The organism is Gimesia sp., from assembly GCF_048262075.1.
In the GTDB taxonomy this organism is placed as follows: domain Bacteria; phylum Planctomycetota; class Planctomycetia; order Planctomycetales; family Planctomycetaceae; genus Gimesia.
Window position 1 is genome coordinate 934,758 of the sequence record NZ_JBLXFK010000002.1, and the last position, 19,532, is coordinate 954,289.

General features: G+C 49.1%; 10 protein-coding genes. 3 read left to right on the forward strand and 7 right to left on the reverse strand.

Annotation, left to right across the window (positions count from 1 at the left end):
- Window positions 1-6 precede the first annotated feature (6 nt).
- On the reverse strand, window positions 7-1,578 hold the full coding sequence (locus ACN0YH_RS07320) for a dicarboxylate/amino acid:cation symporter (RefSeq protein ID WP_417378906.1): 1,572 nt from the start codon (window positions 1,576-1,578) through the stop codon (window positions 7-9).
- Between the two features lie 154 nt (window positions 1,579-1,732).
- Window positions 1,733-2,932, reverse strand: a complete 1,200-nt coding sequence (locus ACN0YH_RS07325) for a Gfo/Idh/MocA family protein (RefSeq protein WP_417378907.1) — start codon at window positions 2,930-2,932, stop codon at window positions 1,733-1,735.
- Between the two features lie 390 nt (window positions 2,933-3,322).
- Between ACN0YH_RS07325 and ACN0YH_RS07330 the strand changes: the two genes are divergently transcribed.
- Window positions 3,323-3,823 carry a hypothetical protein gene (locus ACN0YH_RS07330; RefSeq protein ID WP_417378908.1) on the forward strand — a complete coding sequence of 167 codons (501 nt, stop codon included), beginning with the start codon at window positions 3,323-3,325 and terminating at the stop codon, window positions 3,821-3,823.
- A 101-nt stretch (window positions 3,824-3,924) separates the two neighbouring features.
- Here the strand turns inward: ACN0YH_RS07330 and ACN0YH_RS07335 are convergent, their stop codons facing one another.
- The 3 genes from ACN0YH_RS07335 to ACN0YH_RS07345 are packed head-to-tail and all read right to left on the reverse strand — an operon-like array spanning window position 3,925 to window position 12,011.
- The gene (locus ACN0YH_RS07335; RefSeq protein WP_417378909.1) at window positions 3,925-5,097 is read right to left on the reverse strand and encodes a THUMP-like domain-containing protein; all 1,173 of its coding nucleotides are present in this window, start codon (window positions 5,095-5,097) and stop codon (window positions 3,925-3,927) included.
- Between the two features lie 8 nt (window positions 5,098-5,105).
- Entirely contained in the window at window positions 5,106-8,621 is a 3,516-nt protein-coding gene (locus ACN0YH_RS07340; protein ID WP_417378910.1) for a UvrD-helicase domain-containing protein, read from the reverse strand.
- A gap of 24 nt (window positions 8,622-8,645) precedes the next feature.
- Complete coding sequence (locus tag ACN0YH_RS07345) at window positions 8,646-12,011, reverse strand: PD-(D/E)XK nuclease family protein (RefSeq protein ID WP_417378911.1); 3,366 nt, start codon at window positions 12,009-12,011, stop codon at window positions 8,646-8,648.
- A gap of 374 nt (window positions 12,012-12,385) precedes the next feature.
- On the opposite strand from ACN0YH_RS07345, the gene ACN0YH_RS07350 reads away from it, so the two are divergent.
- The gene (locus ACN0YH_RS07350; protein ID WP_417378912.1) at window positions 12,386-13,828 is read left to right on the forward strand and encodes a S41 family peptidase; all 1,443 of its coding nucleotides are present in this window, start codon (window positions 12,386-12,388) and stop codon (window positions 13,826-13,828) included.
- Window positions 13,829-13,993: 165 nt separating this feature from the next.
- Window positions 13,994-15,025, forward strand: coding sequence for a tRNA (adenosine(37)-N6)-threonylcarbamoyltransferase complex transferase subunit TsaD (tsaD, locus tag ACN0YH_RS07355; RefSeq protein ID WP_417378913.1), 1,032 nt, complete (start codon window positions 13,994-13,996; stop codon window positions 15,023-15,025).
- 15 nt (window positions 15,026-15,040) lie between these two features.
- Here tsaD and ACN0YH_RS07360 read toward each other — a convergent pair whose 3' ends face one another.
- Both ACN0YH_RS07360 and ACN0YH_RS07365 read right to left on the reverse strand, forming a co-directional pair.
- Window positions 15,041-16,345 carry a hypothetical protein gene (locus ACN0YH_RS07360; RefSeq protein ID WP_417378914.1) on the reverse strand — a complete coding sequence of 435 codons (1,305 nt, stop codon included), beginning with the start codon at window positions 16,343-16,345 and terminating at the stop codon, window positions 15,041-15,043.
- 137 nt (window positions 16,346-16,482) lie between these two features.
- Window positions 16,483-19,215 carry a hypothetical protein gene (locus tag ACN0YH_RS07365; protein WP_417378915.1) on the reverse strand — a complete coding sequence of 911 codons (2,733 nt, stop codon included), beginning with the start codon at window positions 19,213-19,215 and terminating at the stop codon, window positions 16,483-16,485.
- Window positions 19,216-19,532 lie beyond the last annotated feature (317 nt).

Consider the following 19,532-nt stretch of genomic DNA (forward strand, 5'->3'; position numbering starts at 1 on the left):
AAAATCTTAGCGATACCGTTCAATGACGGCACAACCGCAGGAATCACTCCAGACATTAACAGATGTACGGCACATATCCAGAATACGGTCGACAGCGATGATTACCCCCTGTGCTTCGAGTGGCAGGCCGACTGCTTGCAGTACGATCGCCATCATTACCAGACCGGCATGAGGAATCCCGGCGGCACCGATGCTGGCCAGCAATGCGGTAACAACCACCAGAATCTGCTGCTCCAGGGGCATGACTACACCCGTATAAGCCTGCGCAATAAACATCACCGCCACAGCTTCATAAAGAGCAGTACCATCCATGTTAATTGTGGCTCCCAGAGGCAGTACAAAGGAACTGACTTCGTTCGAAATCCCCGCGTTCTCTTCAACACAACTCATCGTGAGCGGAAGTGTACCATTAGAAGAAGCTGTCGAGAAAGCAGTCATCAGAGCCGGGCTCATCGCGCGTGCGAATTCCAGTGGAGAACGCCGCGCCACAAACCTTAACAGACATGGTAAGATCACCACCGCGTGGATCAATAAAGCCAAAAAGACAGCAATCATATACCAGGCCAGCGTCTTAAAGATCTCAATCCCCTGGGAGGAAACCGCATAAACCATAAATGCCAGTACGCCGATCGGGGCCAGACTGATCACGAACATGGTCATCCGCATCATGACTTCAAAGCCGGCCTGAAAGAAATCCGTCATCACTTTGGCGTGTTTGCCACCAACAATAATGATAAAGATACCAGTCAGCATACTAAACGAGATAATCGAGAGAAATTCTCCCTCGCCCAGCGAATGAATAATGTTGGTCGGTATCAGTCGATCCACCATATCCAGAAAAATAGAACCGATCGATTCTGTACCAGAAGAAAGTGAACCACTCCCCCCCGGCAGTTCTGCACCAATACCAGGCCGAATCAGATTAACTACAAACATACCGGTAAAGATCGCCAGCAGACTGGTAGAAAAATAATACAGCAGCGTTCGAGAGAACATCGCCCCAAAACGGGTCGCGTTACCCAGACTGGCAATTCCCGTAATCAGGGATGTGACAATCAGGGGGATCGTCACCATCTTCAGTAATCGCAGGAACAGATCACCCAGCCATTTGGAGACAGCCATCACAGTTTGTGAAATGCCCGTTCCATATTTCTCATAGTTTTCTTTCCACTCCGGATACTGTTTCTCCAGTTCTTCACCACTGGTGGCTGAGAAGGATGTAACCGTTTTTTTCTGATCGACATTCCTGCTGTAAGTGAGAGTAATTATCCGGGCGGAATCGACGATATGAATCAATCGCCCGGTCACTTTGACAGACACTGATTTCTCAGGATCCCCGGTAACAAACAGGTCTTTCAGTTCCGGAAAACGCTTTAGCAGTTGTTCTGGATCAGTAAACTCATATTTCTGCGGATCCTGTTCTGCTGTTTTTTGAACAACCTCAAAACCGCCGGCAACCGGACTGACTGTTAAGGTCTGATCGTCGAGCGATATTTCCCCCGGGTTAAATATAATCCCGAGAATTGTTCCTGCAATTAAAGCAATTAGAATCTGAAAATGCAGTGGAATTTTCTTCATGAAACACCAGCTTCCCGCTTCTCGTTATCTACTTGTAAATGAAATCACGACGTCACTTCAGCAATGAAGACGGCGATCTCCTGCAGGCGCGCATCCTGTCGTCAACTCTCAATTCGATCATCAGCAAATGATTGCAATACAGGCTGGATCTCGCCTAACTGCGGGCACTGTCACATTGAAATGGTAACCAGGCCCCGTTTTCCTGACTGCTGGCCACAGACTGTTGAATGAAAAACATACCTTCCACGCCATCATAGACATTCGGATAAGTTGTATTTTTCTGTTCAAAAGGTTGGCCGGTAATTCGATTGATCATCGCATCAAAAGCTGATCGATAGATATTCGCAAATGCTTCGTAAAACGCTTCGGGGTGCCCGGCTGGCAAGCGACAGGCAGCTGCTCCCGATTCGTTCATGAACGGTGCATTCGGATCGCGGGTATAAATGGAATGAGGCTGCCCATTGCGTCGCACAATCATCTGATTAGGTTCTTCCTGTCGCCAGGCCAATGCGCCCTTTGTGCCATCAACTTCAATGAACAGGTCATTTTCACGACCGTGTGAGATCTGACTGGCGGTGACCGTTCCCATCGCACCATTCTGAAAACGAATGACAGCGTGACCATAATCATCCAGTTGACGTCCCGGTGCGAAGATTTTCAAATTGCAGGAAATCTCTGCCGGCAACAAACCTGTCATGTAGCGTCCGAGATTATATGCATGGGTCGCGATATCACCGAAAGCGCCCGCTGCACCTGACTTCGCAGGATCGGTTCGCCACGCAGCCTGTTTCTGATCTTCCTCTTCCAGACGGGAACGTAACCAGCCTTGAATGTAATTAGAACGGACAGCCTGAATTTCGCCGAATTCCCCATTCAGAATCATTTCCCGCGCCATCCGAACGAGTGGATACCCGGTATAGTTATGACTGACGGCAAATACAACACCTGATTTTTCTACAAGCGACTTCAGCTCTTCCGCCTGTGTCAGATCAAAGGTCATTGGTTTGTCACAGATGACATTAAATCCGGCTTCGACTGCAGTTTTCGCGATCGGAAAGTGTGTGAAATTCGGAGTTGCGATACTGATAAAATCAATCCGCTGATCTGCGGGTAGCGCGGACTCTTTTTCGACGAGTTCTTCAATCGAACCATAAGCTCTGTCCGGCTTGATGTCATAAGCAGGCGCGGAAGCTTTTGCCTTTTCGGGATTGGAAGAAAGGGCCCCGGCAACCAGTTCTGCACGATTATCCAGACAGGCAGCGATAGAGTGAACTCGACCGATAAACGAACCTTGTCCTCCACCCACCAGTGCCATCCGCAATTTACGATTCAGTTGACCGTTCATTGTTTCCATAGTTGCATTCCTTCCTCTCGTTGATTCATTCCAGACCCGTGCCAAAAGACGAGTTAGAGTTGAGCTGCGACATGTTGAATCTGATCTGCCCGGAGGACAGTCACTTAAAAGCAGCATACTTTCGCTGGAATGGAATTACAACCAATGCGAATTTCATGTAATAATCCTGCAAAACCAGATTATTAGCCCCCCTGGCTTTCCCGGAATTCAATAAAATCAAGTCTGGCAGGGATTTCAGAACTTGGTTACAATACGTCTGTCAGCCATGATCCATTCGGGTCGTTCATAATCAATTGATCAAGTCTGTATGACTCATACTGGTACAGGCGGCAGGCTGTGAGTCAATCTACTCGTATTTCTGATTAAATATAGCACTGGGAGGCATTTGTGGTGAAAAATCAAAATGGAGAAAGCCGATTTTTGTGGCTGACCGTCGGTGTAATCTGCGGTATGTGTTTGTCCTATTTCTGGCCACACGAGCCTGCTTATGCGGTTGCCACAGACCGTGATGGCGATCGTTTTGCCATTACAACCGTGCCGACTCGGAGTGGAAACGCGGAAGGTGTTTTTGTACTCGACTTCCTCACCGGTCGTCTGCAGGGAGCCGTCCTGAACTCACGGACGGGCAAATTCACTTATGCCTATTTCCGTAACCTCGCTGCTGACTTTGGCGTCGATCCGACAGCCAAACCACATTATGTGATCATTCCGGGTGACGTCAATCTGCCAGCACAGGGGCGGGCCCAGTTTGCTGAAGGTGGCTTGTATGTAGGCGAAATGTCTTCGGGGATGGTCATCTGTTATGCCTTCTCCTTCGTGTTTAACAATGCCCCTGCGGCACCACAACAGTTAATTCCAATCGACCGGTTCCAGTTCCGACAGGCACAATAAACGGCCAGTTGTTTTGTTGAACCAACACAATACAAAAGCGGGGTCCTGAGATGGATCCCGCTTTTTTTGTAGATGTATGTTATTGAAAGCAGAGGGAAAGTTTATTCCCGTTCGCAAACCAGCGCACGTGATTTGCCTTGCAGACGGGCAATGATCAGCACGCCAGCTTCATCCCCTTTCAGCGATAGTTTACGGCGGAGCGCTTCAATGCCAACCGGTATTCGCCGGCATTTAATTTCAAGCTGGCCAAAATTGGCGTTACGAAAGTACTTTCGGATTTCACGGTCATTGTTAGGCAGTTCTTCCACAATTCGAAAGCGTCTGAAGAAAGGCGAATCCACGGCATCAACGGAAGTCAGGTATTCTTCTTCGGGATCCAGTCGATTTAGTCCCGCCTGCGCGGCTGCGACATCCAGTAATCCAGAACGGACCACCGCCGGATCAGGATCGTAGACATAATTATCTGGATCCGTAATCTCAACAAAGGCATCCATGGGGTGACCGGCAATACTATCGACCTGCCCGGTTTTGGTAATTGCAGTCGCCCGAAATTCGTGCTCGCCTGCCAGATCGCCAAACCAGATGGTCGCTTCTTTGCATTCCCCATTCAGGCTGATCAGTTCGGCCTCGGTTTCGGGAAACTTACCGGCGAAATTACTGGCAGGGCTGAGTTTGATGGCACCGCCTTGAAACTGAGATATTAATTCCTGAAGCGTCTCCAGTCCGGGCAGATAGTCTTCGATACGGATGACTTTCCCGCCAGAATGAGGCCGCCGATCCGGATCAATATGCAGTCTTCCCTGACGATCCTGTATTCCTTCCAGTCGTTGATTCAACAGACTGACGGAACCGGACACCCCATAAACTTCACTGTTCCAACTTGCGAACTGGCAAAGAACTGCTGAAATATCAACACCGGTAACAGTCGCATGCTCTGCCAGCGCAATCAGATCCCCCCCCATTCCGCAGCAGAAATCGTATACCATCCCAGAGAATCGCCCCGCCTTATGCTGTGACACCAGCTCCGATGTTGCCTGCTCCAGACTTTTTCGATCAAACCACATCTGGTCTGCACGGGAGAATTTGGCACGGCCTCGCTTGCGTAATTCCGACAAAGTCAACGCGGCACGCACAGCATCTTCAGAGTAGTCCTTGCGTAACTGTTTCTGCAGATGAAATTCAGACCCCGAGTGTTCTCGGATGATCTCAAATATTTCGGAATGTTGGTACAACTGCTTAAAACAATCAAGATCAGCAGGGGACTCATTGGACATGGAACCGCTTAATAACTTTCTGTCACCACGAGAGATTGATTGATGTGGGAAACTGCCTGGGAAATCCGATCTGAAATCTGAGCAAGTCGTACCGTATCGAACTTCATTTCCACGAATCGAACAGAATCATGAACAATTGCCAGTCCGACGGAGTCAGGCAGACATCCAATGAGTTGCTCGACTGCCAGTGTATAAACTCCCAACTGAAATTCATACTCTGAGATCAACTCTTCGTCCGTTAATTGAGCCAGGCGTGCGCCCGTTTTGTAATCGAGGACTACCCAGCGATGATCGTCCGTCTGATAAACGGCATCAATCATTCCTGACACTGTCACAGCAGACTCTTTCTCAACTGTCACAGGCATGCGAAGTAAAAAATCCAGTTCCCGATAATAGACGCGTGCTGCTTTCAGCGCATTGCAGACTTCTGACTCATACCAGGCAGAGATCTGTTGCTGAATCAAAGGTTTTAGTTTTTCTCGATCCGGCTGAGGTTGATCGAACAGGACAAGTTCCACAATCCGATCCGACTGTTCAGGCTTCAATGGATCCAGTCGTTCCATCACAGAGTGTGTCAATGTCCCCAGTTGGGTGGCCTCATCAGCATTCAGCAATTCTCCTGTCGCCAGTACCTGGTAGCGAGGCTCAGGCAGTTCCTGCAACAAGGCATCAGTCACTTCCAGATGGGAAACGCTGAAATGGGATCGTCTGTTTGTTTGAGGTGCAAAGCTTTGACACGTTTCCGGGTAACCTCCAGGGCTTCCCTGTTCAAGTGCGGCCCAGAACTGACTGGGTTTCAATTCTTTGATTTTCTTAGCTGGTTTGGTTTCAGTTTGAGGCTGAGTCAGATGGACACGAATTTCCGGAATCTGATCTGCGGGGACATTTCCCATTGTAAAGTGGCCCAGATAAGGATCCAAAGTCGGCAAACCCGTTGAGAGATCAAAGTGCCGCGCCAGCAGTTTCATCCACGGCGACTGCACTCTGCGATCATAGGGCAATCCGGCAGAGAGAATCAGATAATCTGCCGCGCGAGTTACCGCAACGTACAACAGTCTGACGGTTTCATCTTCGTCGGCGTTCTGTTCAATCGCACGATGCATTTTAAATGCGAAGTTTTCCGGTGTCACCCCCCGCTCTGCCGGTAAGTTCAGGAGCGCCCCCCATTGCGGATGCAGGAAAGGGTCTTTTGATGCCCCCTGTGATCGGCGATCCATATCAGCAACGATCACCACCGGAAATTCCAGTCCCTTGGATTGATGGATGGTCATCAGGCGAATGACATCGCTGGTTTCAGGTAACGTCGCCGCCAACTCCTCCTTACTTTCTTCCAAGATTGAATCCCGAATCCGTTGCACAAAATCTTTCAAAGTAAACAAGCCAGATGCTTCAAAGTTGCGAGCCAGTTCAATCAGTTTCCGGAGGTTTGCCAGTTTACGATCACCCAGAAATTCATTGAGCAAAGCCGCATCATAGCCGGTCCGCTCCAGGGACAGATTCAATAACTCCACTAGAGACAACCGGTCTTTTTTCGCTCGCAGTTCCTGAAGAACAGCCTGGGCATAAAGCACCTGACGTTTCTGTTCGGGACGCACATCATCTGGCGGGGGGACCAGCATCGCTGTCGTCAGGCTTTCTGCATGTCGCGTGATGGCATAAATCGTATCATCAGACAGACTGAAGAATGGCGAGCGCAATAGTCCCAGCAGGCTTAATTCATCATCGCTGCTGTCCAGGTACTGGCACAGATTACTCAGGTCGTAAATTTCCTGTTGCGCATAAAAAGCACGCCCCCCAACCAGGTAATAGTCGAGATCACGCTGCTGTAACGCTTTTTCATACAGACTGACACTCGACAGGGATCGAAACAGAATGCAGATATCACCGGGTTCGACCCGCCTTAATTCGCGTTCGCCGGTCTGGTGGTTTTTAGACCAGATGCGGGGAGTTTCGTCTTCCAGTAACTGACGAATCCGAGCCGCTATCCAGTCTGCTTCAGTCTCACGGATAGCATCGGCCAGCTTGATATCCGGGTCCTCAGGAGAAGCAAACAGGAATTCGATTCCCGGTGTGGGTGAGTGCTGTTGCTGGTCAAATGGCGTGAGCGATTCGTAATAGTGCTCCATTGCTGAAGCAAACAGGCAGTTCGTGAAATTTAAAATTGCGGGTTGGCTCCGGAAATTGGTACTTAACGGAAGCCGCCCCTTTTCAGGGATTTCCAGTCTCAGTTGATGAAATACTTCCGGGTCTGCTCTTCGGAAACGGTAAATTGACTGCTTGGCATCTCCTACCAGAAACAGTTTTCCGGTTAAAAGTTCATTCCCACACAACGCACGAACAATTTCACTCTGTACAGGATCAGTATCCTGAAACTCATCCACCATCAGGTAATGGATTCCTGCAGCAGACCTTTGTCGGGCATTGGAATCGCGGCGGAACAGGTCCCGCGTCTGCAGCAACAGGTCATCAAAATCCAACAGTCCTTTTTCTGCTTTACTGTCCTGATAGCATTTCGCGGCATATTCGGCCACTCTTAACACGACCAGACTGAATTCCGCAGCCAACAGAAAGCTGGCAGGATCAGGAGAGAGCGTTTCATAAACCGGTTTCAATACATCACGCAGGTCTTTGAATCCATCACGGATCTGTTCATAAACGGTGACATCATCCCAGTCTTTTTTGGTACCGGCGCCCTGCACTTTGGCATGATTCATCAAAGTCGCCAGTAATTCATCACGCAACCGGGGACTACCATTTAATAATTCGGGGATTCGTGACTTGAGTACCTGAAACCGCTCGCGCATTTTCGGATTTGTTGGCTCATGTGAGTTCATCAGTCTTAATAAATGCAGCGTCGCGTCTGACTTAGCGATCTCTGCAAGTTGCATCGGAATATAATCCTGTTCCCAGTAGTCACGCATCCGCCCTGCCAGCGTTTCCGGAGCCAGCGTTCGGAATTCATCGAACTCGATTCGAAACTGCTGAGGAACCAGAGCGATCAACAGCTCATAGGTTTTTTCCAGACCAAATCGATACACCAGTTGAATGCAGTCTGCATTTTCCTGCTTCAACAGCTCATGGACAGCTTCATGAATGACTTTCCGCAAAAAGGTATCACTGGTTCCCTGCTCCAGCAAACCAAAATGAGGATCGAGCCGGGCACTGACAGCGTGACTCCGCAGAATAGAAGTACAAAAAGAATGAATTGTACTGATGCGTGCCGAATCCAGTCCACGAATGACAGCCTGCCAGTGATTCACATCTGCCGGTGGACAATTCTTCAATTGAGCCAGGCAGGTTTCCCGAATCCGGTCCCGCATTTCCCGCGCGGCCCGTTCTGTAAAGGTGATCGCAACGATATGGCTGAGCCGATCAGGGGGGGCTCCCGGCTCAATCAATTTTAAAAACCGTTGTGTGAGTACAAATGTCTTCCCACACCCTGCGCCTGCTGACAACGCAATAGAGACATCACGCGTATTGATGGCTGCGGCCTGCTGATCGGTGTAAGTGGGTTGCTTTGACATGCGCTCTCGTTATGTTGCTTGGGTTTATTCAGTTGAGTAATCTGGTTTTGAATCGGCAAACTGCAGCAGATTAATCTGTTTTCCCAGGCTGTCTCGATAACTCTCCACCTGAGAAGCACGACAGACCGATTGAAATGCCTGATCCAGATGTGCGATTTTTTCATCCACCTGCACGGGAAAAAATCCGCTGCGAATTAATGCCGCCAGATGCGGAACCAGTCCTTCCAGAGTCACTTCCAGGGTCTCCAGATCTTCTGCCGAGATGGGCTCCACAATTTTCTTTCGCGCAGAATGCAAAGGCATGACAAAGCCGAACTCCTGTATCTTCCAGTACCCCAGGTGGAAGGGTTCCGCATCGGCGTCGATCATTCCCAGTCGACGAGCCGCAATCAGATACAAGGCCAGCTGCAATTTCTTGCCTGATCTGATTTCCGTAGAAGAAGGAACACTGCGTCCCGTCTTGTAATCAATGATATTAAAATATTTCTGACCATTGACTGTGCCCACGTCAATCCGGTCAATCTGTCCTCGAACACGAGTCTCTAGCGAACCGGTTCCCAATGTCAAATGCTGGTACTGTTTTTGTAACGGGTCTGGTTCTCCCGGTACTTTTCCAAAAGGAACTTCTCGGCCCACAATTGCAGGTACCGTATCCCATAATTCTTCAAACAGTTGGCCATAAGTTTCTGACTGTTCGGCAAACAAACCACCCCAGTCTTCCAGAATCTGTTTTTCAATCGACAGTAACACCTGTTGCAATTTGGATTCGACATCAGAATCCGAGACTCGCTTTTCCAGTAATTCGAGAAACAGAGATTCAACCTGATCTGCGGCATACAGCTGCGCGCTGTCACCTTCTGAACTGAGCCGTTCATACAAACGAGTCAGAATACTGTGGACGTGGATCCCCCGCTGCAGAAAATTAGTTCTTAATTCAGGTGGTTCGGGGACTTCAATCCCTAAGACATTCTGTGTAAAAAACTGAAAAGGACAGGCCAGATACAGCTCCAGTTGTGTGGTGCTGAATTCGTAGTCCTGCGGAAAACGCTCAAGAATCGCCTGTCGAGATGCAGCAGAGACCATGACCCCTTCATATTCGGTAAAGCCTTCCTGCTCAAACCGCGCGACTGCCATTTCCGCCGCGCCCAGAATATTCCGAGCAGTAGCCTGGAATCCGGGTTCATTCATAATTTGCAGAAACAGCCCTGGCTGATTCCGTTTTAGTTCATCAATCGCCAGAATGCGAAGATCGCGCGCTGACATCGCCTGATCACGACGAGGCAGTGGATTTAATTCCCCCACCTGCTGTACCGTAAGTGCCCCCGGTTCAAACAGATCGATTAATGCCGTCAGGTAGGGACTGGCAAATAATGGCTGCCCCGTAGAACTGATGGCAGGGTAGCTCAGAATGAGTTGCTTCGAGAAACGCGTCATCACTTCATAAAACAACAGCATTTCTTCCTGCTGTTGATTTGCGTGACGCTTCAGTGCAAGTCCATATTCATTCAACTCCCCCCGGTCTTTTTCACTGTATAGACAATCCTCGCGGTGGCTGCGGGGAAAACTGGCTTCACTGAGCCCCCCCACCAGCAGATAAGGCACACTCAAATTTCTCAGCTGGGAAGCATCCAGTACCTGAACCCGCCCCCCCTCTTCTGTTTGTAATGCGAGAGTCTGCTGTTCCAGCAAATCCAGCAGCAAACCACGAAACGTAAGTAGATCCTGGGGAGCTGCTTCCCGCTGATGAAACTGTTCAATCTGATCCACTTCAGAGACAGCATGAAACAGGAGTTTCTGAAACCGTTCCCATACCAGTTGATCGCGTTGATCGAGTGCGTCAGTTCGGGCATCCCCGTTTGCCCAGGTTTTGGGTAAGCCAAACTCGGTCGCCAGAGAGGTCAGAATGTCAATCCAGGTGACAAATAACTCTTTGCCTCTCAACCGTTGAGTTTCGCTGGAGAGCCGCTTCGCCAGCTGATAGGCAGACTCCACTTCCTGCAATATTACTTGTCGTTTCGGCTGATCCGGATAACGGGCACAAAGCTCGTTTGCTTTCCGGCATTCCTTTTCCAGGGCGTTCAAAATATCGGTTTTACCGGAGTCGATCTTCAGTTGACGTAATATCCGGGAAAGGCTGCGTACGGCAGTCCCCGACTTGTATTCAGGCCAGTCGGGTGAAAAGTAATTCGAATCCAGAATAGACATCAGACTATCGAACGACCAGTTATCCAGTTCAATCTGCAGGAAGGCAAAGATCGCCCTGATCACGGGAAACCGGGAAAACTCCTGTTCCTGCCCCAGAAAGTACGGAATTCCGGCTGCCGACAGGGTTTCATGGATCAGGTCACCATATTCCAGAGTCGATCGGAATACCAGCGAAATCTCTTCTGGCTGTACTCCCTGAAGTAGTAACTGTTTGACTTCAACCGCCAGTACTTCCAGTTCATTCCGTTGACCGGCGACCGCCAGAACCTTGATTTGGTCGGCAGATTGAGACAGACTAATCTCGCGTGGATTATCAAATAATGCCTCACAAATTTGAGACCGCGAAGAGGCAGGTTCATCGCGTTCGCAGGTAACGCAGCGGATCGTCCCCGGCAATCTGCTTTCAAGAACCTGTTTAGCAACCACAGATTTAGCAAATAAATCCTGCCGTTGTAATTTCTTTTCCAGGGGAAGGGAAATGAGTAGCCTGCTGGTTCTGGCTGCCAGCAATTCCAGAATCTCATATTGCGTATGTGTGAAATCAGCAAAACCATCCAGTACGATCAGATCAAACTGCCCGAAAGGTCCCCACATCCCATCCTGCAGAGCAGTCCGGGCAGACCAGAAACGCCCCTCAGAGTCATAACGTCGCATTTCGTGTAATGCGACCTGATAGCGGTCATAGATTAATGCCAGTTCCTGATCCTTCTGCCGGAATTCTGTTTTCAAGCGGGCACATGCCTCGGAAAACTGTTCCGGCCAGATTTCTTCCCGCTTCAATTCGGAAATGAAATGCGAGATCAGATCCAGAAACCCGGATGTTCCCGCGATGGAACTGAAATACTGAATCTGGCCAGCGGCAATCAGGTCATCTACAATACTTCTCAGCAGGTAGCGTTTAGAGATTTCAGGCAGCGTCTGAACGGGCTGATCCAGCGACTGCAATATTGTCTCGGCAAAGGCCTCAAACGTAAATACATGAGGTGCAAAACAAACGGGCATTTCCGGGCAAAGTAACTGATCCAGTACCTGTCTGCGTGAGCGGACGGTAGGAGAAATCCAGAGGGTTTTCCCAGGGGCATGCCGTTTCAGCCCCTCCTGCAAGGCACGACGATACTCGCCCAGCAAGCGATCCGTTTTACCGGAACCGGCTATACCTGTCAAAATTTGAACTTCAGGCTGCATGGAAGGTATTGCCCGGTATTAAAGTATAAATATCAATCACTTAATCGGTGGAAAGCCCAATTTTGACCATGGTGTCCTGAATTCCCAGATTACTTAGCCCTGATATAATTGACAGGGATACAAAATCAGGCCCGTGCAATGTATCCGGCCGGGCGTGAGAATTCAATTTCAGAATGATTTCCAGAAGAAACCGGTTTTAAACTCTCAGTTTAGGGAGCAAATCTTGCCACTGCTTTACAGATCGCCTACACTTATAGAAAAGGAAAGGAAGCTCTCACGAGTTTCGACACCAGACAAAACACATTTTCTCTCCGACGAACATTCCGTTCCTACCGGTTTGAATTGTGTTCTGTATACCTCATAAGGAATCGTCCATGCAAAAATTCCGCTTGATCAGATCGTTCTCTCTCCTCACCCTGATCCTCTTCTCGACTGTGCCACAACTCAGTTATGCGGATGAGAAAGATAAAGAGAAAGACGAGGACTATTATCAGATGATGAAACTGTTCGCAGACACCTATGAACAGATCGAACGAAACTATGTGAAAGATATCGACCGTCGTATTCTGGTTGAAGCAGCAATCCGGGGAATGGTAGAAGAACTGGACCAGTATTCCAATTATATCAGCCCCAAGGATCTGTCTCGGTTTAACCAGGTTGTCGAGCAGGAATTCGGTGGCATCGGAATTCAGGTTCATATCGACGAAAACAATGGCAGACGACTGACAGTCATGACGCCTCTGCCAGGGACTCCCGCGTATAAAGCGGGTATTCGGGCCGGTGATGTGATCGACTCCATCGAGGGAAAATCAACCAAAGGTTTTACTCTTTCCGAAGCAATCAAAACCCTGAAAGGTCGCGCGGGTGAATCAGTCAGCATGTCAGTCATTCACAAGGGGACCGAAGAAGTGATTCCCTTAACAGTCACGCGTGAATTAATCCATGTGGCTACAGTCTTGGGGGACACGTACAAATCTGATGATTCCTGGGACTATATGCTCGATAAGAAAGAAAAAATCGGGTATATCCGACTGACCCACTTCAGCCGCCATAGTGCAGAAGAATTACACGCCGCGATTGAAGACCTGCAGAAACAGGGGATGAGAGCTCTCATTCTGGACTTGAGATTCAACCCCGGCGGTTTACTTTCTCAAGCAACAGAAATCTCGGACATGTTCATCAAATCCGGTAAGATTGTGAGCACTCAGGGACGAAATAGTCGTGACCGCAAATGGGAGGCGACCGCCGAAGGAACTTATGACGGATTCCCCATGGCGATACTCGTCAACCGCTATTCTGCTTCTGCGAGCGAGATTGTTTCGGCCTGCCTGCAGGACCACAAACGGGCGGTGATCGTGGGTGAAAGAACCTGGGGGAAAGGCAGCGTGCAAAATGTGATCGAACTGGAAGAGGGAGACAGTGCCCTCAAGTTGACTACCGCCAGCTATCACCGCCCCAGTGGTAAAAATATCCACCGTTTTCCAGGAGCGAAAGATACAGACGTCTGGGGAGTCACACCCGATGACAAGTATCGTCTGAGACTCAATGATGAAGAACTGGAAGCGTTTGGCGAATATCGCCGCAATCGTGATATTCTGGACCATAATGCCAAACTGGACAACGAATTCAAAGACAAACAGCTTGATCTGGCATTAGATTATGTCAAATCTGCTTTGAATGAGGAAGCCAAACCAGCAGCCAAGGAAGAAGCTAAAAAAACAGAAAAAAAGCCAGCTGAAAAAGATGCGAAACCCGCCAAAAAAGCCGCGGCACTCCCACAACCGGCCAAAGCTCCTCTGGTAATTCAGACAACCTGATGAATTCTCCTGTGCAAGATGTCTAACCAGATTCAAGTCATCATTCTGACTGACAGGCAGCTTGCCACAAAGTGACTTCAATCTGTTCTCACATGAAAGCGACTTTCGGGAATCTGACCGGTCCCGAGGGTCGCTTTTTTATTTGAAATATCGTAACTTCCCTCTATGAATCAATCTGAAGAATATCTCCTGGCTATTGAATCTTCGTGTGACGAAACCGCTGCTGCTGTCATCACGCGCGAGATGCAGATCCTTTCGAATGTCGTTTCATCCCAAACCAAACTGCACGAAAAATTTGGGGGTGTCGTTCCCGAAATTGCCTCGCGGGCACATCTGGAACGAATTCTACCTGTCATCGATGACGCCTTAAAACAGGCTGACATTACACTAGACCAACTGACCGCGGTTGCTGTCGCAACGGAACCGGGGCTGGTTGGCTCCCTGCTGATCGGCCTGACTGCTGCCAAAACCCTGGCACTTACACTCGACATCCCTTTGATTGCAGTCAACCACATTGAAGGCCATTTGTTTGCCTGTCAGATGCAGGAAGAACAACCGTTGTTCCCGGCAATCGGCCTGGTCGTCAGTGGAGGTCACACGAACCTGTATCACTGTTCGGAGACTCTGAAGTTTGACCTGCTCGGTGCGACCATCGATGATGCTGCAGGAGAAGCTTTTGATAAAGTCGCCAAGATTCTCGGCCTGACTTATCCCGGAGGTCCTGCCATTCAAAAAACTGCGATTAATGGGAATCCCAAATCATTTCCGTTTCCGCGAACATTTATCAAAGATCCAGAACTGCGTTTCAGCTTCAGTGGCCTGAAGACTGCGGTGTTGTATGAAGCGTTGGGAAATCCGGGAGCAAAAAAACAGCCACCTCCCCTTACCGAAGAACGCATTGCTGATCTCGCTGCCAGCTTTCAGGCAACCGTCGTTGATGTTCTGGTTGCCAAATGCCAGCAGGCGTTAACACAGTTTGGTTACTCCACCCTGTGCGTGGGTGGGGGAGTCGCTGCTAATGCCTTATTACGAGAGCGCCTGGAGAAAATGACGAAACAGGCTGGGTTTCGCTTGAGTATTGCTCCGCCTGATTTGTGTACCGACAACGCAGCCATGGCTGCGATCGCCTGGCATCATCTGGATCAGGGGCGAATCGCTTCACTCGATCTGGATGTGACACCAGGGCTTGTCCGCTGAAATAAGGAAACAGTCTCAAGGGTTCATGAAACTGAATGTGAAGATTTCAGTGACATTTGTGAACTGAGGCGACAAAGATAACCTGACATACCTTCGATCCGGCGAAACAACAGCCGCCCCCGTGAGACTGATCCCCTCAGGGATGACTGTAATGACGGGCTGATTGGCTATCCCTCCTGTATTTTGCACTCCCGTTACAAAGGGAGACTGTCGTCCGGTAGAAATCCCGGTCTGCCTGGAAACTCGGAAGCTGTTAAGCGATTCTCGGGAGTTCTTCGAAAGTTGTCCTGCCGGATGAATCAAATTGCGGTTCCGTAATCGACTGGTTTTCTGAGTTTCCCGGGGCTCAGCCGGAATCTGGGACTTCTTATCGCGTCTGCCTTTTTCCAGATTGATGCGAATCAGCTGGTCTTCTTTCGCCAGAGGGACGATCACCGTTTCAACCATTGGTTGCTCCGAGCCTGCATAGCGAGTAATTTTCAGCTTCGCTCTCTGCCCGACAATATTTCCGGAGACATAGCGGACTCGGACCGTATAATTTCCCGGGAACCCGCTCGCACAGAGATATGCTTCCTGACAGTTTTCCTGCTTTGGCCCGTACCCGTCATTAAGAAGAACACCACCGCCGGCAGTCATTGGAGATTCAAACGAGCAGACAGTCCCTTTCGGCTCTTCCACGATCAAATCCAGATCACCATCTCCATTCCAGGTGAGTTCCAGTTTCAAATCACGTTCCAGGGCGGCTCTTCTGGCTGAACTGACTCGATCTGCTTCCGCTTTTCGCCCCGCTTTATCAAAAGACTGTTCCAGGTCAGCCAATGCATTTAATGCTTTTTCGTGCCATTGCTGATGATCTTTGATCCAGACATGTGTCAAGATTCCCGTTGCAGCCCATAGAATCCCTTCAGCATCTTTGAGTTTTTTCGCCAGACGTAAGCCCATGATATAAGGCTCGGGACGGGAGGGTTGCAGTTTTGCGGCCTGTTCATAGAGCTTCAGTGCCTGTTCATCTGCCTCAAACCGGGAAAGATACGCAGCCGAATAAACCATGCTGGGTACATCGGTGGCAGAGAAATCAATGCGCGAAAGTAAGACACGCTGAATTTCCAGTTGAGGCCGCCCGACAATTTCCATTGATAATGCCAGTACGTCATACATCCAGGGCTGTGACTGGCCATGTATTAACGCGGCGTTGATGGCAGCGATTACATGCTCATGTTTGCCGGACTGATGCAGATTGAATATTAAATCATTCACCAGATCAGGAGCAGTCTTACGCTTGGAAAAATATTCATTCCAGAATGCCTGGGGATCTTTCACATTCGCAAGTAAGGGAGCTTTAAACTCGCTCTTTTTTTCCGACTCATCTTTAACAGAAACGGAGCCTTTCCCCTGGGAACGGCTCCGTGCTGTTAATTTAGGTTGATCAGTGACAACAGGTGGTTTCTGTCTGCTGTCTACTTGACGATCACTGGTTTTTTTTTGAGTTGTTCAATCGTACTGTTATCAAAACGAAAGGCTTTGTCTTCGACCTGAAACTGAGCTTGAGATGCTTTAGTTTCAGACTCTCCCAGAATGTTATCCAGGATCGCTTTCATTTCCGCATCTTTGATTGATTTTAACTGCGGTTGCTCAGCCTTTACTTTTGCTTCGGGAACAGTCTGTTGTTTTGCTTTTTGCTGTGGTAAACCATTCATCAGGAGCATTTCTGGTGCCACGTTGAATAAACCTTGACCACCGCCACCGCCGCCGCCGAAGCCACCGCCACCCTGGCCACCACCGCCGAAGCCGCCTCCACCGCCGCCCTGCTGTCCACCCTGCTGACCACCAAAACCACCCTGGCTCGATCCCACAGAGGCCTGCTGTGTGGATACTGAGATAACCAAGTCTGCCACGGGATAAACCCGCGTACTTAAGATTTCCTCAGCTTTGATACTGGTTGTGATTTTCATCACTTCATCTTCAACCAGATAAGTCAGACCGATTGGCTTTAATATAATATTCAAAGCACTTTTCAGTTTGATACCGCTGAGGGCTACATTAACCGGTTCATCAACAGTCAAACCTTCTTCACCCAGATCGTTGGAATTGATCAGGATGGTAATATTATGCAACTCAGCAAAGTAAGTCATTACTTCAGAAAGTGGAATGTCAGGAAAGTTTGCTTCTGTCTCTTTTTGCAGTTCTTCAAAAATTCGCTGTTCTGCAGGACTGTTGCGATGCAGGTCAACATTAGACCATTTCTTACGTCGTTCGGTCAAAGCAGTCCAGACCGGAGCTGATGGCCAGCGAATGGGTGGCTCATCCGGGAAAGGTACGTGGGAGAGTTCCACCTGATATAAAGTTTCCAGAAATCGGTCTGCACGTAAGGAACGCATCTTGAAGACTTTGGCCAACTGTCCTGCTGCTTCTGAAGTAAATAGGGCTGCAGTCGCAGGTCCATTACCTGGTTCCATATCAACGGCAACACGGGCAACGGCTTCCGCTTCTTCATAGGCATCAAAGTTGCCATGCTTACCGTCCTGAATCAGAGATCTCACACGGTCGATCAACTGTTCCAGCTTTTCATCTTCCAGCAGGATCTGATCGACCAGACGTTTCTGCTGTTCCAACTGAGCCAGTTGCTGCTGTTGACGAATTCGTCTTGTTTCAGCAACTTCCATCTGGCTACGAACATCAACCATCATATTGGTCAAGCGGCTTTCGAGTTGCTGACGCAAATCAATATCAATATCTGAGGTTGATTTCAGGAAATTCAAAGTTCGTTTTAGCCCCCCCAAAGCTCCTTCAGGATTTTCAGCAGATTCCTGCCGGGCTTCCTCGATGGCGTTCTGAACTTCAATCTTCATCTGGGCACCTTTGATTTGACGCAGCTGTTCTACTTTGCTGATAGCGTCATCAATCGGTGGCTGCGGGTCACTTTTGGGGGCAGGTTCAGCTGAAGTGTCCGCCGCTGGTTGTTTCGTGTCGGCCTGGGCCAGTTGTGCTTTTTGAAAACGATCTGACAGTTTCAGCAGTGAATCAGCTCGAGAATTACCGGGATCCAGTTGCTGCAATAGATTTCCATATTTTGCTGCCTGTTCAAACTTACCACTGCGAATGGCATTCGTTCCGGCGAATTCAAGTTGAGCCATATGCTGCTCATGGCTGGTGCGAGCCTGATTCATCATCCTTTGGCCAGCAAAAGCAACTCCGAGTTCCTGTCCTGGCTGCTGATTAACCCAGGGGACTGCCAGAAAGCTGTTTACTGCCTGAGCGACAGGTACACTAAACTTCCAGACGCCGTCCAGATTTCTGCTTTTCAGTTCTACTGTGAATTTGTTTGTGACGTCGCCTTTTGCGAGATAGATGGTCTCACGGTCAGTTCTGACTGGTAAGGCACGAGTTGTATTTAACTCGAATTCTTTGTCTGAAATACGAATTGATTCGGGATAAAACACGGGAGACTGGATGGCTTTGACGAGTTCTTTCCCAACAATGGCTGGTAAATCCTGTTTTCCTGTTGCTTCATCAGAAAGAACAATACCACCGGTGTAAACGCCTAGTGTCCCCAGTAGCTGCAGGTCTTTTTTAGGACCCACTGCATAACTATGTACGGGAATATGCTGTTGGGCCAGCTTGCCTGTCAAAGCTGCCATTTCGGGAAGTGAGATCAGTTTGGCAGAACTCATTCCATCGCCAATGTAAACAATCGAACGTGCCTGCTGATTCTGTAGCCCCTGCATGACAGTTTTCAATGCCGCCGAAAGATTCGTAGCACCAAGAGGTGCACGAGCAGCCAGCGATGCTATAGCCAGTTGAGCCTGACGGCTTTTAGGGGCCACGAATTCACTGACAAAGGGGGTACATTGAACATCGACCGCGTAAACGGCAACACTGGAATCATTGGGGAGTTCATTCAGCAGAGATCTGAGAACGTCCAGAGCCTGAGTCCGATGCTCGCCTACCTGACTGGCAGACGTGTCAAACAGAATCGCAATCTGCTCACCTGCATGTGCGGGAGTCGGCAAGCGATCTGCTTTGAACTGCAGAGCGTAAAAATGTTCGCCTTCACTATTCTCATAGCTGAGGATCTGGCCAATGTTTGAGATTTCTGGAACCTGCTGTTCAGCAAAACTTTGCGGCGAGCACAACATCAACATCGATGCAGCCCCAACAAACATTGAAATTCCAAATCTGGATAGCGACATGATTTCTCTCTCCCGAGTAACTTTAGGCAAGAATGCTTGAACTTAACCCAATTTGGTCGATTGCCAAATTGCGCATTCTCCTCAACTGTGCATTGTATATACAGTCTCGGACACCATTGAAGGAAATTCCCCCGATTTTCTCTTAATTCTCCAAATTTGATGCGAGTTGAAAAGGGTTTGTCGGCACGGACTGAAGTATCCGCGTAATTTGTAGTCCGATTATGGGGAAAGTATGGATCAAAGCCCACTTAGCGAAATCAGCGATTTCGACAACTTGAGCTGATAAAACAGCTTCGATCTACTCAATTGTTCACATT

What these genes read in the sequence shown, in the direction of transcription:
- ACN0YH_RS07340 (WP_417378910.1), bottom strand. Translation starts at nt 8,621, where the DNA reads ATGTCAAAGCAACCCACTTACACCGATCAGCAGGCCGCAGCCATCAAT.
- ACN0YH_RS07320 (WP_417378906.1), bottom strand. Translation starts at nt 1,578, where the DNA reads ATGAAGAAAATTCCACTGCATTTTCAGATTCTAATTGCTTTAATTGCA.
- ACN0YH_RS07345 (WP_417378911.1), bottom strand. Translation starts at nt 12,011, where the DNA reads ATGCAGCCTGAAGTTCAAATTTTGACAGGTATAGCCGGTTCCGGTAAA.
- tsaD (WP_417378913.1), top strand. Translation starts at nt 13,994, where the DNA reads ATGAATCAATCTGAAGAATATCTCCTGGCTATTGAATCTTCGTGTGAC.
- ACN0YH_RS07335 (WP_417378909.1), bottom strand. Translation starts at nt 5,097, where the DNA reads ATGTCCAATGAGTCCCCTGCTGATCTTGATTGTTTTAAGCAGTTGTAC.
- ACN0YH_RS07350 (WP_417378912.1), top strand. Translation starts at nt 12,386, where the DNA reads ATGCAAAAATTCCGCTTGATCAGATCGTTCTCTCTCCTCACCCTGATC.
- ACN0YH_RS07365 (WP_417378915.1), bottom strand. Translation starts at nt 19,215, where the DNA reads ATGTCGCTATCCAGATTTGGAATTTCAATGTTTGTTGGGGCTGCATCG.
- ACN0YH_RS07325 (WP_417378907.1), bottom strand. Translation starts at nt 2,932, where the DNA reads ATGGAAACAATGAACGGTCAACTGAATCGTAAATTGCGGATGGCACTG.